This is a genomic window from Vibrio scophthalmi LMG 19158 (assembly GCF_000222585.1).
Lineage (GTDB): Bacteria > Pseudomonadota > Gammaproteobacteria > Enterobacterales > Vibrionaceae > Vibrio > Vibrio scophthalmi.
Window position 1 is genome coordinate 1 of the sequence record NZ_AFWE01000098.1, and the last position, 14,608, is coordinate 14,608.

Genomic DNA, 14,608 nt, shown 5'->3' on the forward strand with positions numbered 1-14,608 from the left:
CTCTAGCCGCTGCTATTTTTAATGGCCTTGGCGGTAATGTGAACACAGAGAAACACGATGGTTACTACCAACACGGCAATGATATAGTCACTTACTGTCTAGGCCATTTGTTAGCTCTTTACGATCCAGAAGATTACAATATCGAACACAAAAAATGGCTGCTTGACCAGCTACCTATGAGCATTCACTACCCGCCTAAGAACAAACCTATTAACAGCTCCGGAGCAAAAAAACAGTTAAAGGTGGTGCTCAGTCTGATTGAAAAAGCGACCTCAATTGTTCATGCCGGTGATCCCGATCCAGAAGGCTGCTTATTAGTTGATGAAGTTCTTACCTTTGCCAACAACAAAAAACCTGTGCAACGTGTACTCATTGCCGACTTAAACGAAAAGCCCGTTAAAGAAGCCTTAGCCAATTTACAACCCAATGAAAATTTCAGATTCTTAACCGCAAAAGCCTTAGCTCGCTCAATAGCGGATCAAGCTCATGGCTACAACTTCACACGCGCCTACACCCTTAAAGCACGTGAAAAGGGCTTTGATAAGGTTCTTAATATTGGCCGCGTGATCACTACGTTGATTGGCATGGTTAACGAACGAACGCTGGCGAACCAAAACCACACCAAGAGTTACTACTATGAACTGTTTGGTTCATTCATCATCGATAACCACACCATCAAAGGAAAGCTCATCCCAACGGATGCGTTTGATTTAGATGAAAAAGGCCGCATGATTTGTTCGTTGGAAGTCGCCGCAACAAAAGAAGTGGATACCGGCGCAAAAGCAACGATTGCCAAAATTGAGAGTAAAGAAGACTCCATTAATGCACCCATGCCTTTTAATTTATCGAAGCTACAAATCGAAGCGGCCAAACGCTGGGGATATAAACCAAAAGATGTTTTAGATGCGATGCAAAGCCTGTATGAAAAACATAAATTAGTCACCTATCCGCGAAGCGATAATCAATACCTATCTGATGCGCACCTAGAGAACGCTCAGAGCATTTTCAGTGCTATATCGACCAATGCTGCGTCATTGGGTGAATTTGTCGCTCAGGCTGCTCCTACGTCGATACACAAGGCGTTTAACGCAAGTAAAATAGAAGCGCACCACGCCATTGTTCCAACGGATAAAGCCGTCAATGGCATTACCCTCACAGATCGAGAACGAAACCTCTATGAATTGGTGAGTAAACGATTTATCGCCCTATTTTACCCTGCGTCACGACGAAACAAAGTTGCTCTCGATATTGAATGTACAGGACGAACTTATCGAGCAACACAAACGACTTTGCTATCTCAAGGTTGGGAAGTGATCTTTAAAGGGGAGTATTTAGATGAAAAAAATGAAAATGCTCTTGATCTCGCTAGCTTTAAAGAACAAACCGAAGGGCTGTGTGACCACCTCGATGTTGAAGAAAGAGAAACAAAACCACCGAAACTGTTTGATGATGCTAGCTTGCTAAAAGCAATGACCAATGCAGCCAAATTCATCAAAGATCCTGTGTTGCGAAAACAGCTTGAAGACAAAGACAAGAATACATCCAGCGAAAACGGTTCAATAGGCACAGAAGCAACGCGAAGCGGCCACATTGAAAAACTCGTGAGCCTGACGCACTTTGTGACCTATTCGGAAGAAAAGGGCTATAAAAATCCTGTCTACAAAACGACACAAGCAGGGCAAGAGTATTGCGCCATGCTGCCAGATGAAATCGTCATGCCTGATATTTCAGCAATTTGGGAAGGCAGCCTCAATAAAATTGCCAAAGGAGAAAAAACGATCGAGGCATTTTTAAGTGAAGTTAGCCAATACATTAGCGAGCAAGTCACACACGTAAAAACTCACGGCGTTCCTTTCACGCAAAAAGCCGGTCATATCTGCCCAACTTGTCAACTTGGTGCAATAACCAAGCGAAGCGGAAAGAACGGGGCTTTTTGGGCGTGTAATCGCTATCCAGATTGCAAAACGACTTTTCCTGATGATAACGGTAAGCCGAACTTCAACCCAAAGCCAAAAGCGACTCAAAGCTTTGCCGTCAGTACAGAAGAGTTCTGTAAGCAATGTGGTAATGGCCTAGTGCGTAGACCAGGCAAGAAACCCGATACTTTTTGGTGGAGCTGTAGTGGTTTTCCAACATGTACTGTTCGATTTTTTGATCAGAACGGCAAACCAGATAGAGATCGCGGTGAGCTATAAATAGAAAAACCCGATAACGTGAAAACGTTATCGGGCAATTTAATGGCTTATGAATTGATACATAAATCTGACGTAAGCGTCAGTTCATTCAAGTATTGATGAGCTTTACTGGCCTGTGTTGCAGCTTTAAAAATATAGCGTTTGTCATTTTTTAAAGCTTGTAACCAGTTCGCTATATAACTTTTGTGTTGAAACAGATCACCATCAAAACCAAAGTCAGCCAACAAGAACGCACTCCCCAACTCAGCGACTAACTCTTCGAAAGCGTAGTCTTTTGAGCCAAATGCCCCCTTCATATCTCGATCAAGACGCGACTTATGCCCTGTCCAATGCGTGAGTTCATGCAAGATAGTGGCATACATCCCTTCCGTCGAGTGAAACAGTTCTCTCGTTGGAATAACAACCTGATCAGTTGATGGACGATAGAACGCTTTTGCTCCCCCGTAGGTAAGATTAGCGCCCGTTCGGTTGATGAATGTTTCCATTTCATCGACCAAATTGATTTCGTTAAGAGGCTCTTTATTCTCTTCAAAATCCAATCCTTCAACCTGATCTAAATTAAAAACGAAATAAGTTTTTAACATAGGATAGGTTTCATCTTCACCACTGTTGGCTGCATCCTTTTTCTCCACCATTTTGTAGAAAAAGATAGCCGTCCCTTTTTCGCCTCTACGCACCTTACCGCCCATATCAACAACCTGTTTAAAGGTCATCCAATATTGAGAAGTAAAGCAACGTTCCGCCGCGCTCATCCACAGCAACATGATATTCATACCTTGATATGTTTTCATGGTTGAGCCATTGATAGGTAGACCTGATGCGCAAGTTCTATCCCAAGGACAAACCCAAGGTTTCACTCCTGCTTCTAGTGCTTCAATGATTTGATTAGTGATTAACTGGTGAAAGTCAGTTTTTGTATTGATGTTTGTAGTCATAATGCTACTCCTGAAATTAGAAATTTTTCAAATTTGCTAATTCACTGGCCTACGCCAGTAGAACTGGCATAGGCTGCGGAGTAGAACCGCTACAATATAAAATTAGTTAAAGACTTGCTGCTATGGTACGCCATAAAGAGCGACTGCAATTCATCTTTATTTAAAACCGTTTCATCAACACAAGTTAAAGAAATGAAGTGAGAACAGCTATTTAAGCCTAGCTTAAACAATTCACGCTGAACAAAATCTCTATGATGACCAGTCCAGTAATGACATAAATCCACATTAGTCTGTGGGATCAAAATAGTCACATCACGGCGATCTTGCTTATGTCGTGTTTTTGCTGAAACTGTCACTGCTTTAACTAAAACTGTATTGCTGATATTAATTTGTGTGCATGTAGTCATCGGATTACTCCTAAATTAGAAATTATTGAAAATTTGCTAATTCACTGGCCGATGCCAGTAGAACTGGCATAAGCTGCGGAGTAGATCCGCTACAAATAGAATTGGTGTATCAGTTAACGGATAATTGGGATTTTCAACCAATTAACCATTGCGTAATAAAAAGCAGCTTTATATGGGTGACAACGGTAAAATTGCATCACTTCTCGTTGACGTTCCCACCTTTGCATACTATCCCTTACGACTTCCAAATATTCATAAACATCTGAGCAAACTGATTCTAGGCGACGAATCGCACCACTTTGAAGCGAGTACTCATTTTTTAGTTCAGGAAAATTGTCTTCAACGTTGCAAACCCGTGACCATAGCTTTTGTACTATGAGTTCAGCTTTACCCTGATCCCAATGAGCGTAATTTTTTAAACGACCATCATAGAAAAAGATAGAAACAAGAGTATCTGTCTCAATTGAAGCAAGCTCACAACGTTGGTTATTTACTGATAGAGAAAATTGGTGTGTCATAGACAGCCCCTTTGATTAGCGTTGGTAAATATGCTAATTCTGCTGGCCTTTGCCAGAGAACTGGCAAGGACAAGCGGGTATCCGCTATGAAAAGATTGGTGAAAGAGTCTAAAGACTCACTACTTCAATAAGAAGAGTTTGGGTAACAATACCACCCAAACAATCGCTTATCAATCATCCTGTTCTTGTGGTTCAATCGTGACCACAAAATCTTCTGAGCACCAAGTACATGTAAATGAATGAACACCCACGATTTGGCCTTTTACGCCGCGTCTAGGCAACGTTCTTTCACAAACAGGACACTCAACATCTATCGTTAAATCTGCATTAATCTTATCGGTCATTGGCTTCTCACTTCTTGGTCGTCAATCACTGTAACACTGCAACCAAGTATTACTCCAAACCTCATCATTTTCCGCTTTACCAATGATACGTTATTTTCATGGCATCGAAGCCTACGATACTCTTTACTCGAACCATTCTGAATCAGCATTTCTAACAGCACTTGTCTTCTGGTGTTCATACAATCCCTTTACACTCACGAATGCAACACAGCTCATAATAACTGATTTAAAAAGAAAAACCCCAACATCATCACGATATTGGGGCAATTTAGTGAGGTTGAACTAATAAAAGCTAACCTATTGAATTAATTGTTTTTGTATTTGTGAAAAACACTCAGAATCCACCTCTAACGAAAATCCGCATCTATCACAATCTAATGACAACTCGTTACTTATCCCGATAGACGCATAACATTGCTGGCTAGATTTGCAATGAGGGCAAGGATGTAAACCTAACTTACTAAACCCTGCTGAGTTTAATAATTCAAATTCCAACACAAGCACATCATTTTGTAGATCACGTTTGCTCGCGATCCATGCTTGATTAACATCACACCACATGTACGTATTAGTATCATCTACTGATAGATACGCTTTCAGTGGTATGTGGTAATGCGTAGTGATCCTAGATGGTGAATTTTCTAGTATTTTTTGTACGTTAATGACTGCTTGATCTGACATAAAGATCCCCTTAATAAAACAAAAAAAAGAGAATCCCCAATGGGAATTCTCCCATTGGTATGAAACGCCAAAGCGTTAAAAATTAGTCGATAAATCGCCCGATTTTTGACCACTCAGGATGAAGCATAGCGTATGCCTCCAACTGAGAATGTAATTGAGCAAACCTTTCCATCTCATCACCATCTTCATGCTCATAAGCAATCATGGAATAATGGCTGAACACAACTAACATGATACAAATCCCTGCGGCTTCTGCCGATAGCGTCACCGTTTGGTAATTCATAACATTAACTAATGTTAGAGCTGAGCTTGATTTTGGATAGCAAAATTTTCCACCATTGCTGATAGTTGCAAACTCCCAATAAGCACTACGCTTATCTTGAACAAACTTGTCAGCAAAATGATAAATTGCCCGTTCAAAATAGATGTACTGTTTGGTTATCAATGGGAAAAAGTTAAAGCGTTCCTCAACCGGAACAATTGATGCAGTAATCATAGAGATCACCTTTGAATTGATGGATTGACAACAAGCGAAGCTATCAATCATAATCTTGGCTGCTGACCAATTGATTATGATCGGTAGCACACGCCAAGATTTACAACGTCTGATGCGTTGTGTAGCCATTATAACGAGTAAAAAAAAGCTAGTCTAATGACTAGCCTTTTTTTTATTCAATTCTGGATGAATACCCCACTCAAACGAAGTGCCACCCTTTGCGCAATGTTCATCAAGCCGGCGCTTTGCATTAATTTTATTGATTAATATGTGTTGCCTTTCTTCCGGCGTTCGTCGTGGTTTATTACTTTCAGTTATATGAGCCAATTCCATACGGAAATTTTCATTTTTACCCATCCAATACATATCATCCATAAAGTCCTTGAATGATGAATATACCGTGCTTTGAAAGTCCCTTTCTAACGCTTCCGATGATGAACCATCATCATAAAACCCTTCACCTGAGCTTACTACTGTGATTTTTTTCATCATGCCCCTAGCCGTTTAGCTAAATGTTGTTCAAGAGCTTCACGCATACGCCAGTATTCATCAAAGCTCAAAGGATCTGGTGTATCTAATACCGATTCGCGTATAAATTGCTTAGCGGGTTCTAATTTGATATTCAAGTATTGCTGAGTCACAAATAAGAGTTTGGAATAGCTCGGCTTATTTAGCACAAGTGGCTTTTTTCCTTTCACCCTAACCTCAAAGCGGTCGATAACATAATCATCCTCGCCAGCCTCAAGACAAACCCAATCGTCAAATTCCAAAGTAACACCCCATAGAAAAATTCACGCCTTAATCGTACCCATACGATTAAGGCAAAAATTTACACCGTTAAACATCATTACTCTTCGAGAGTAATCCCATATATTTATCGTTAAGTACGCTATAGCTATCACTAACCTTAACAAGCTCGCTCTGCGCTTTATTTCTTTGCTCTTTATGATCAACTAGCTCAGCCTCAAGTTTCGATACTGACACATTGGCAGATTGAGCACTTTGCTGTGCAGCATTAAGTTGGATCTCAAGCTCTCGATTAGCGATAGTCAGTGATTCCATCGCTGCTTTAAGCGACTCTTTATCCTCAAGCTCAGCTCGCAACTGGCCGATGGTTTCAGATTTAGAGGAAGATTGGGCAGTCATTTCATTTAGGCTGTTCGATAATTTGTCGATATCAGCGCGTAACTGCTCTTGGATTGACGTATGAGAGAGTTTCAGTTCTTCTACATTGCCATTATGCACATTGCTTAGTTCCGCGATACGTTGAGTATGTTCAGATTTCAACTCTATTAACGCTTGCTGATGCTGGTCTTTCAGCTCTTCGATGATAGCTTGGTGACTGGCGACCAGTTCGGCTAATTTCCCCTCGAGTTCAGCATAAGAACGATCAGCCGCTTTTAAATCATCCTCTTTTTCAGCTTGAACTCGTGACACTGTAGCTTCAAGGTTAGTCACTTCTTGAGTCTTAGTAGCCAGCTCACGCTCCAACTGAACATTTTTAGTAGTCGCTTCGGCCAACTTCACATCAAGTATGTCATTAACTTGTAAAAGCTCCGCTGCACTCTCTTGAGCTTCTTCAAGTTCAATCCGATTCACTTCCATTTCATCATCACGTAAAGCATTAAGCGAAAGCATTCGAGTGTTGATCTCCTGATGCAATGCTTTAACCAGTACATCACTCATAGACGTTTTTTTAAGCTCGTCAGATTCGATTTTATATTGTTCCTCGCGCCACTCTTTTACATAAGGAGTCACAGCGGTATGTGAAAAATCGGTATCTTTGGCCACAAGACGACCAGTGATCTTCTTCAACTCAACACCGCCAGTTTGGTACAAGGTTTCACAAGCCTTAACGACTTGTTTTTTGATATCTGATGTAGTGGTCATGTTTACGCCTTGATTGAATTTACAGATTACAAAAATTGTAAAACACTTTACGTAAAGTGTAAATGTAAATAACTAACCATATATCACACCAATCGAAGATTTGTGACATATGGTTGGAAAACCGATCATTTTGGAGGTTACGGTGCAAGATCGAGCTGAAATGAAAACGCATCACAAGCGCTTAACATTTAGCAAAAAACTGTAATTAACTTTCAGAGAGGATTTAGGCGTTTTTGGTGAAGGAAAGGGCGACTTTTGCGGTTTAACAGCAAGCAAGGTGTCGAAATATGCAAAAGTCACCCTAATTTTGTCAACTTAACATAATAGGCAAACTACGACCCACGATTGCGCTGACAGCATTAAAAAATCAAACACAAGATGAGGATTTAATCATTGCAACAAAGCCCATCGAGCTGCCACGAAGAGTCACTCCTTATGAATTGATGGCGACGTAACTTCTTGCGTAATGTTGGGGCATACTCAATAAACCAACGATAAATGGTCGAACGATTAACCGAAATCCCTCGCTCTGCCAGCATGTCGCTAAGGTTGGCGTAGCTCATTGGGGTCGAACCATACCAGCGCAGGCACCAAAGGATGATTTCAGGAGCAAAGTTTTTCCATTTGAATTCGGGGTTGGTCATTGAGTCGCTGGATGAAATGAGGAAAGAAACTATTCTGAGCCCTGGCTGAATTTTTTGCAACAAAGCCATTGCGTCTGGAGATAAAGACGCCTACATCTAACAAAAACTTTGCGACAGAGCCAACTAAAAAAGCATGACCCTATGCCACTTAGATATGTCTTAAACGCAAAAAAACGCCCAAGTCGTTGGGCGTTTTCGAACAATTAAGTCAGTTAGTAATTGGACATCAGTGGCCCTGGCCCTGGCCCTAGGTCTGGCGGTGGCTGAATTTGGCCTCCTTCACCCGGACCTAGATCTGGTGGCGGCTCAATCCCCCCTTCATTGTCCCCATTACCTCCATCAGGTAGAGCCTCGTCAGCTACCCAATATCCCTCTTCGTCCTTCACAATCCGCAACGTTTTTAGTCTATTTTCATCTGTCAGGAAATATTCATTATCGATTTTGGTTACGTAGTAGTAATAGTATCCAACTCTAACCACACGCGCGGGACGGCCAACCCAACCAAAGCCACCCAAATAATTCCTCAATGTAGCTCTATGCACGCCGCTAGAATGTTCAACAATATCAATAATTTCCTTATAGACTCGGAATGATTCGATCGGCTTGGCCGGTATTCTTCCCGGTGGTAGCATTTCATCAAATACACCCGGTATATATACTTTAAGTTTTGCTACATCAATCCCTTGAGTTAGCAAGGCTTCTACCTGTTCACGAGCATTCAAGTAGGCGTGTGATAGCCGGTTTTTACGCGCAAGTTGTCCATACTCTTTAGACCACAGTGAATTCAGTGGGCCTGTAAACTGTACATTTGTCATCAACTGATGAAAGTTGGCAAAATCATCTACATCTTTGAGGATGACAGTGCCTACCTCATCAACTTGGAAGTAATCCCTTAGCGAACCTTGTCCTGGACCAAACGCATCATGATTTAAATATCGCTTAGGCACAAAATAAGTCGCGGGGAAATTAGCTTCTATGTCAGGGAATGGGTTGGACTCATCAGCTCCATGGTGGATAAGTTCCATCCCTTTTCCACGACCAAGACGATTGTTAACTTTGTCTTTTAAACTGTTAACACGCTCTGATATCGCCCCCAAGTGCATGTTGTGAACCTTATTGTATAAGTCTTCATTATCATAAAGCTCTTTCAAATTGGGACTTAATTTATCAGGGTTTTCGATGGTGGCTTTCCATTTCGCGTGAGGCAAAGGAACTTTGACCAAATCAGACACACCATAATCTGAAATATGAGCCATAACACTGAACAAATCGTAGTCGGCTGTCATTGGTTTATGACTAGTGTAGTCCCCCATCACCATTAGCGGTGCTGGAATGCTAGATCCATCCTTAACGTGAATCATCCAAAGGCCGTCATGCTCTTGGTAATAAAAGTCGACACCATTTGACGTCCCTTTTAACATCCCACTATCTAGATCTTCGATAAGCTCAGGTATAAGCGGGTTATCACCACTCTGCAACTCTTTAAGGCGCTTGTCATCAATTGATAGAGGCACTGGTAGCGCCGCTTTACTTTGGATGGCATTGTCAGAGTAGTGGTTATACTTAACGACGTCGCGTTGAGCAGAAGCTTTCGCATATTTCTGATTTACCGGAATAAAGCCAGCGTGAGGTCCCCAATCAGAACTTTTCGATTTAATAAGTAAGCTCTTGCTGCTATACAGTCCTGACTCTAATAAGCTGCGGTTATTAGGATCGACAAAACGCACACCGATAACAGCGTTCTCAGCATCAGCGACACTTGCAAAAGCCTCACGGTCTTTAGTTGGGATACCAACTATCGCATCAGGATCAAAGTCAGGTCGGTCACTAGATGAAATTCTAAAATCTCTAGATTGGTAGACCTTTGGAGCATAAGGGTCCGTGTTGTCAATTTTTACACCTTTTACACGTTGCTTAATTTTCAAAGATGCTGATTTCGCCCCTTTTACAATGTCGCCAACAGGAATAAGATTCATTTCGTCAAATATGGTCTTTGGAATATTCAACCATGCTTTTCGAGCCTCAATTTTTGCTGCTTTAACATCAATATCAAACGCCTGACCTGCAACACGTTTGTTGCTTCCAATAGTTACCTTATTAAAACGACTCGAAACTTTAAACTTGCGTGGAATCGCATTCGAGACAACCTTGCCCGTTAATTTCGCAGAATTAAATACAGCTTCCCCAATAGGGAGGAAGAAAGCTACATCTGACAATAGCCCCAACGAGGCCATACCGTAATTACCCTTTTCAAAGTCTTCTACGGTAGCCCATACAGGTACAATTGCCTGCAATACTCCCTTTATATAATCCGAATCTGTTGTTACTGTTTTTAGCTGATCGCGATTATCAATAAGATGCTTCGTAATCAAACTTGCCATGAGATCTGCGTCTCCGACGTTATTGGAACCTGTCTGCGTATATATTGACTTACAGTAGTTGTATGCATAATACATTGACTCGAAGTCTTCCCATGCACACTGTTTTGCAACATTTGGTTCCATCTCCACAAATAAAGGAGACTCGTCCTTTATATCGTGGTAATCCAAATTGGCATATCTAAACGAGATCTTATCCGTATCAAACAATCCAGGAATCGAATTCGGTAAAAGTACAGTGTAACCAAGACTAGTGCTTGTTAACACATATTGGTTTATATCCGGCTTACTTACTAATGTGCTTTGGCCCATTGAACTAGAGTCCTGCCTGACCTTATAGAGTTTCACGCCATGATGCAACCTAGCATCGCCTCGAGATGCTATCTGTGTTGTGTATGTTTTTTTTCCCGTCAATTTAGCTTTAGCGTCGATCATTGCACCTAAGAATCGCCCAAGCTTCTGAGACAAGACTTCGTGATTACGATGCCATTCCCACTGCACCGTGTTGGTTAGTGCGCCAAGTTCGTTTTTATCCTTATTTATCAGCCAAGATTGTACTTTATACCCATGGAGATGCAAAAGGTCGAGTCGTCCATGTTTTAGGTAAGGCTTCCAAAGCTCTTCTACCTCTTCAGGCGTAGCACCATAAGTGTACAAACGTCCTTTCGCGTAAAGCTCATCAGTAAGCGGGTAATTAAAAATATGTTGACCCGCTTCTGAATCGTAATCTACTGCAACTAGCGCAGATTTAAGATCCTCATTGGCACTATGCCAAGATATTAACGAATCATAGACCGCTTGTTTTTTCATATCCTCACTCATTGATGACGAGAATCTCATCCTAAGATTTGAGTTGGTGAAAGTGTTGTAAACAAGGTCAATAAATGCCTTTTTTGCATCCAACTGTGTTAAACCTTGAGACTCCAATTCATCAAATAAGGCAGGTTCTAACCCACTACCTATAAAGGCTTCCAACGCATTTTCTGTCAGTTGTAAAGAGAGTCGATGTAACAAACTAGACTTGATATTGTTTGGGGAACCGTAAGCAAAGGTCGTATCGATTCCCACCGCATCAAGCGAAGCTTTAACACTCAATATTTCCCAATCTTCTAAGTCATCGACTTCCTTTTGATAAACTGTGCTGGCGATTTGAACGAAATTTTTGCCAAGAAAGCCTCCTTCTGACTTCAAATAGTTTATCGTGCCAGCCTCAACGTCGATGCTTACATCTGAGTTATTACTAGAAAAGACTTCTCGCGCTAAATCAATGCCGTCTAAATCTGGATAGTTCATCGCCAATTGCATATGCATGTAAGCATCTGAAGGATGTATATTAATTGGACTATCCAAACTTTCGTTTTGAGGGACAAAATCTGGAGGAGGTAGCGCCACGAGTGATAGTGGCTTCAAGGAAAAGTTACTTTCCCAGAACATTGGTAAATTACCGCTGAACGGGCCTTCTATTATTTTTTTTCCTTGCCCTACTAGGGAGTAGTAATCAGAAATAGCAATTGACCAACCAGCAGGAATCGAAGCAGAAATGGGCTCATAAGGGTTTACGTTGAATTCATCTCCCATTGTTGCATCAAGCGCATGAGAGACATACATTCCATATTCTTCTAGCGTTCTGATAGATACTTTTTTCCCTTCTAGATCTTTCTTTGCATAAATTAATGGGAACCCAATATCCAAAGCTGCTTCTGACATTTCGTCATAGCTTTTTTCAATCTTATTCCATTCAGCGATAAGTGCGCTAGAAAGCTGCGCGTCATCCTCAATCAGTTGCATGCTTGATGAGATGGCCGAGGAATATTGAAAAGCAAGCGTTGCCTGAATATTCTGCTCACTACCGTATTCAAAATAAGAGTCTTGTTCTAACTCAGCGAGAATCGTCTTCCTCAGCAGTGTGGCAAGTAAGGTCTTATCAACTTCTGAAGATATCAATCGGTGTACTTCTGCTGGCTCAATTAGGCTTCTGACTAGAAATTCTTCAATTCTATCGTTTGTTTTTTCTTCAAGAAAATTACGAGACAATCCATTTTTGAATGCACCTTTAACGCCCGTCTTTCCAGACATTACTTCTTTAAAGAAAACAGCATAGTTTTCAACATTACTTGTGTTCCTGAGTCGTTCATCACCATCACCTACTGTTAATGGCAACATATCTACCAACTCTGAACTAGCATCTTCCTTCAAACTCATTATGAAAGGAACGCTCAGAATGTCAGTAAGCGTTGTTAAGCTTGATATCGGTCCTGCCTTTACAGGTTGCTCTTCATATATAGCGATACCTGACTGAAAATCGCTAGATTTGTTCTTAAGCTCACTTCGAACCAATCCAGAGAAGCCCACATTGGTCACAATACATGTCGCGCTTGGGTCCTGATCACCATGGATCATCGCTTCACGTGTCAAACTTAGACGTCCATTTTGCTCTTTTAGTACACCGAAGAATACCTCATGCGCGATATAGGGGTTTTCGGTGTCCTTGTTGAAACGTAATATTTCTACGTTAACAATTGACCCATCTAATAATTTATACCCAGATTTAACAGCAGCATCTAAAGAAATTTGGCATCCATAATTATTCGCATCTGAATTATATATATTCTCTGCCAGATAATTAATTTCGACAGAAGCAAGTACAGCACTAGGTAACGATGATACCGAAACCAACATAGCTAAAGATAAGGCGCTACGCTTAAATGATTTTTCTTTTTTCATATTAAAAGCCAAGAGAACACTCTTCAATTAAAATAAAGTATTTTGTTAGATACATGTTAAAAGCAAATTAACATAAAACATCAGCTATGTTATTTACCGAGAGCACGTAATTTACCATCGTGATGTAACATAAATAACCGGAATATGAAAGGGCTTTGATGTGATGGACGCACCTCCTTTTTAGCGTCGTTGTACTAAACTAATGGTGTAGTCATTCATTGAGAACAGGAGTAACAAGCATATCTATTAAAGTGTTGGTATCGATCTATACCGAATCAACTTAAAGACGCAGTCTTGATAATCTGAAAATTATCATTAATTCGAAATGCCAAAGAGCCTGCAACTTCTGGAAGAGCTACAGCAAAAAATTGGTCTATTGCCGCCTGAAGGTACTTTGGAGCGAAGCGACTTTTTTTTATGGGATCGATCAAGTAAGCCGTGGGTGAATGAGACTGACGCGCTAACGCTTGTCGGCTTCACACAGGCTCTACATGCAAGCATGAACTGGTCTAATGGAACCGGACACTTTACTGAGAGAAAATAACATTAATCAGTGAGGTGTTTTATGACCCAAAAACGTGCATACAAGCGTTACCCAAAAGAGTTTAAAGAAGAAGCGGTTGCTTTAATTCGGGAGCAAGGATATACCCTCGCTCAAGCGGCTGAGTCTGTTGGAGTGTCTGCTGCACTACTCGGTAAGTGGAAAGCAAAGCTTGAAGCTCAGCTTGATGCTGAGGAGCTTTCAGACGAGGAATATGAAGAATTGAAGCAATTACGTAGAGAAGTAAAGCAGCTCCGCATGGAGAAGGAGATACTAAAAAAGGCGTCAGCCTTCTTTGCGAGAGAAATGAAGTAAAGTTCAACTTCATTAAGTCTGAAGCCAGCTTCTACCCTGTATCAGTGCTATGCAGAGTGATGAAGGTTAGTCGCTCTGCTTACTACGATTGGTTACAGCGACCAGCTAAGCTCATCTCTGAGGAGACTTTGAGGTTATACCGTCGCATAAAGGCTCTTTTCAAGGAGAGCCGCGGTAGTCTTGGCAATCGAGCAATGGTAAAACAATTACGCAAGGAAGGCTTTCGAATTGGAAGATATCGCGTTCGTTCTGTGATGTCGTCTTTGGGATTAAAAGCGAAGCAGCGTCAAGCCTATAAGGTGACAACCAAACGTAAACATAGCGATGCTGTGGCGGATAACCTACTTAATCAGAATTTTAACCCTGTCGCACCAAACCAGATATGGGCTGGCGATGTGACCTATTTAAAGACAGATGAAGGTTGGATGTATCTTGCCATTGTAATGGACCTGTATTCACGACGTATCATTGGATGGCACTTAGATAAAAGAATGACAACAGACTTGATCAGCAAGGCTTTAATGAAGGCGTATAACCTTA

11 protein-coding genes and 3 pseudogenes are annotated in these 14,608 nt (G+C 41.2%); 2 read left to right on the forward strand and 12 right to left on the reverse strand.

Going from position 1 to position 14,608, the window contains the following annotated elements:
* A partial coding sequence (locus tag RH88_RS08450; RefSeq protein WP_005594981.1) for a DNA topoisomerase occupies positions 1–2,195 on the forward strand: 2,195 nt, incomplete at its 5' end.
* Positions 2,196–2,242: 47 nt separating this feature from the next.
* On the opposite strand, the gene RH88_RS08455 is transcribed toward RH88_RS08450, so the two are convergent.
* The 12 genes and pseudogenes from RH88_RS08455 to RH88_RS23850 all read right to left on the reverse strand — a co-directional run.
* Positions 2,243–3,130 carry an ArdC family protein gene (locus tag RH88_RS08455; protein WP_005594982.1) on the reverse strand — a complete coding sequence of 296 codons (888 nt, stop codon included), beginning with the start codon at positions 3,128–3,130 and terminating at the stop codon, positions 2,243–2,245.
* An 89-nt stretch (positions 3,131–3,219) separates the two neighbouring features.
* Positions 3,220–3,537 (reverse strand): hypothetical protein, encoded by a 318-nt coding sequence (locus RH88_RS08460; protein WP_005594983.1) that lies wholly within the window; start codon positions 3,535–3,537, stop codon positions 3,220–3,222.
* A 113-nt stretch (positions 3,538–3,650) separates the two neighbouring features.
* Positions 3,651–4,055: a hypothetical protein gene (locus RH88_RS08465; RefSeq protein WP_005594984.1), complete on the reverse strand. Its 405-nt coding sequence runs from the start codon at positions 4,053–4,055 to the stop codon at positions 3,651–3,653.
* 170 nt (positions 4,056–4,225) lie between these two features.
* Positions 4,226–4,399 (reverse strand): hypothetical protein, encoded by a 174-nt coding sequence (locus tag RH88_RS23710; RefSeq protein WP_005594986.1) that lies wholly within the window; start codon positions 4,397–4,399, stop codon positions 4,226–4,228.
* A 297-nt stretch (positions 4,400–4,696) separates the two neighbouring features.
* Positions 4,697–5,080 (reverse strand): hypothetical protein, encoded by a 384-nt coding sequence (locus RH88_RS08470; RefSeq protein ID WP_005594988.1) that lies wholly within the window; start codon positions 5,078–5,080, stop codon positions 4,697–4,699.
* An 82-nt stretch (positions 5,081–5,162) separates the two neighbouring features.
* Positions 5,163–5,576 (reverse strand): antirestriction protein, encoded by a 414-nt coding sequence (locus tag RH88_RS08475; protein WP_005594989.1) that lies wholly within the window; start codon positions 5,574–5,576, stop codon positions 5,163–5,165.
* 153 nt (positions 5,577–5,729) lie between these two features.
* Positions 5,730–6,068: a hypothetical protein gene (locus RH88_RS08480; protein ID WP_138944269.1), complete on the reverse strand. Its 339-nt coding sequence runs from the start codon at positions 6,066–6,068 to the stop codon at positions 5,730–5,732.
* Positions 6,065–6,346, reverse strand: coding sequence for a hypothetical protein (locus tag RH88_RS08485; protein WP_005594992.1), 282 nt, complete (start codon positions 6,344–6,346; stop codon positions 6,065–6,067). The genes RH88_RS08480 and RH88_RS08485 overlap by 4 nt, the downstream gene beginning before the upstream one ends.
* Positions 6,347–6,413: 67 nt before the next feature.
* The gene (locus RH88_RS08490; RefSeq protein WP_005594993.1) at positions 6,414–7,466 is read right to left on the reverse strand and encodes a coiled-coil domain-containing protein; all 1,053 of its coding nucleotides are present in this window, start codon (positions 7,464–7,466) and stop codon (positions 6,414–6,416) included.
* 407 nt (positions 7,467–7,873) lie between these two features.
* A pseudogene (locus RH88_RS22905) lies at positions 7,874–8,110 on the reverse strand (IS6 family transposase); the annotation flags it as partial.
* A 212-nt stretch (positions 8,111–8,322) separates the two neighbouring features.
* Complete coding sequence (locus RH88_RS08495) at positions 8,323–13,212, reverse strand: anthrax toxin-like adenylyl cyclase domain-containing protein (RefSeq protein ID WP_005594994.1); 4,890 nt, start codon at positions 13,210–13,212, stop codon at positions 8,323–8,325.
* 275 nt (positions 13,213–13,487) lie between these two features.
* Positions 13,488–13,598: pseudogene (locus tag RH88_RS23850) on the reverse strand (IS630 family transposase); the annotation flags it as partial.
* A 179-nt stretch (positions 13,599–13,777) separates the two neighbouring features.
* Between RH88_RS23850 and RH88_RS23580 the strand changes: the two are divergent.
* A pseudogene (locus RH88_RS23580) lies at positions 13,778–14,608 on the forward strand (IS3 family transposase); the annotation flags it as partial.

Bases quoted from the DNA above. Each gene is read 5' to 3' on its own strand.
- RH88_RS08475 (WP_005594989.1), bottom strand. From the start codon at position 5,576: ATGATTACTGCATCAATTGTTCCGGTTGAGGAACGCTTTAACTTTTTC.
- RH88_RS23710 (WP_005594986.1), bottom strand. From the start codon at position 4,399: ATGACCGATAAGATTAATGCAGATTTAACGATAGATGTTGAGTGTCCT.
- RH88_RS08455 (WP_005594982.1), bottom strand. From the start codon at position 3,130: ATGACTACAAACATCAATACAAAAACTGACTTTCACCAGTTAATCACT.
- RH88_RS08495 (WP_005594994.1), bottom strand. From the start codon at position 13,212: ATGAAAAAAGAAAAATCATTTAAGCGTAGCGCCTTATCTTTAGCTATG.
- RH88_RS08490 (WP_005594993.1), bottom strand. From the start codon at position 7,466: ATGACCACTACATCAGATATCAAAAAACAAGTCGTTAAGGCTTGTGAA.
- RH88_RS08480 (WP_138944269.1), bottom strand. From the start codon at position 6,068: ATGATGAAAAAAATCACAGTAGTAAGCTCAGGTGAAGGGTTTTATGAT.
- RH88_RS08470 (WP_005594988.1), bottom strand. From the start codon at position 5,080: ATGTCAGATCAAGCAGTCATTAACGTACAAAAAATACTAGAAAATTCA.
- RH88_RS08460 (WP_005594983.1), bottom strand. From the start codon at position 3,537: ATGACTACATGCACACAAATTAATATCAGCAATACAGTTTTAGTTAAA.
- RH88_RS08465 (WP_005594984.1), bottom strand. From the start codon at position 4,055: ATGACACACCAATTTTCTCTATCAGTAAATAACCAACGTTGTGAGCTT.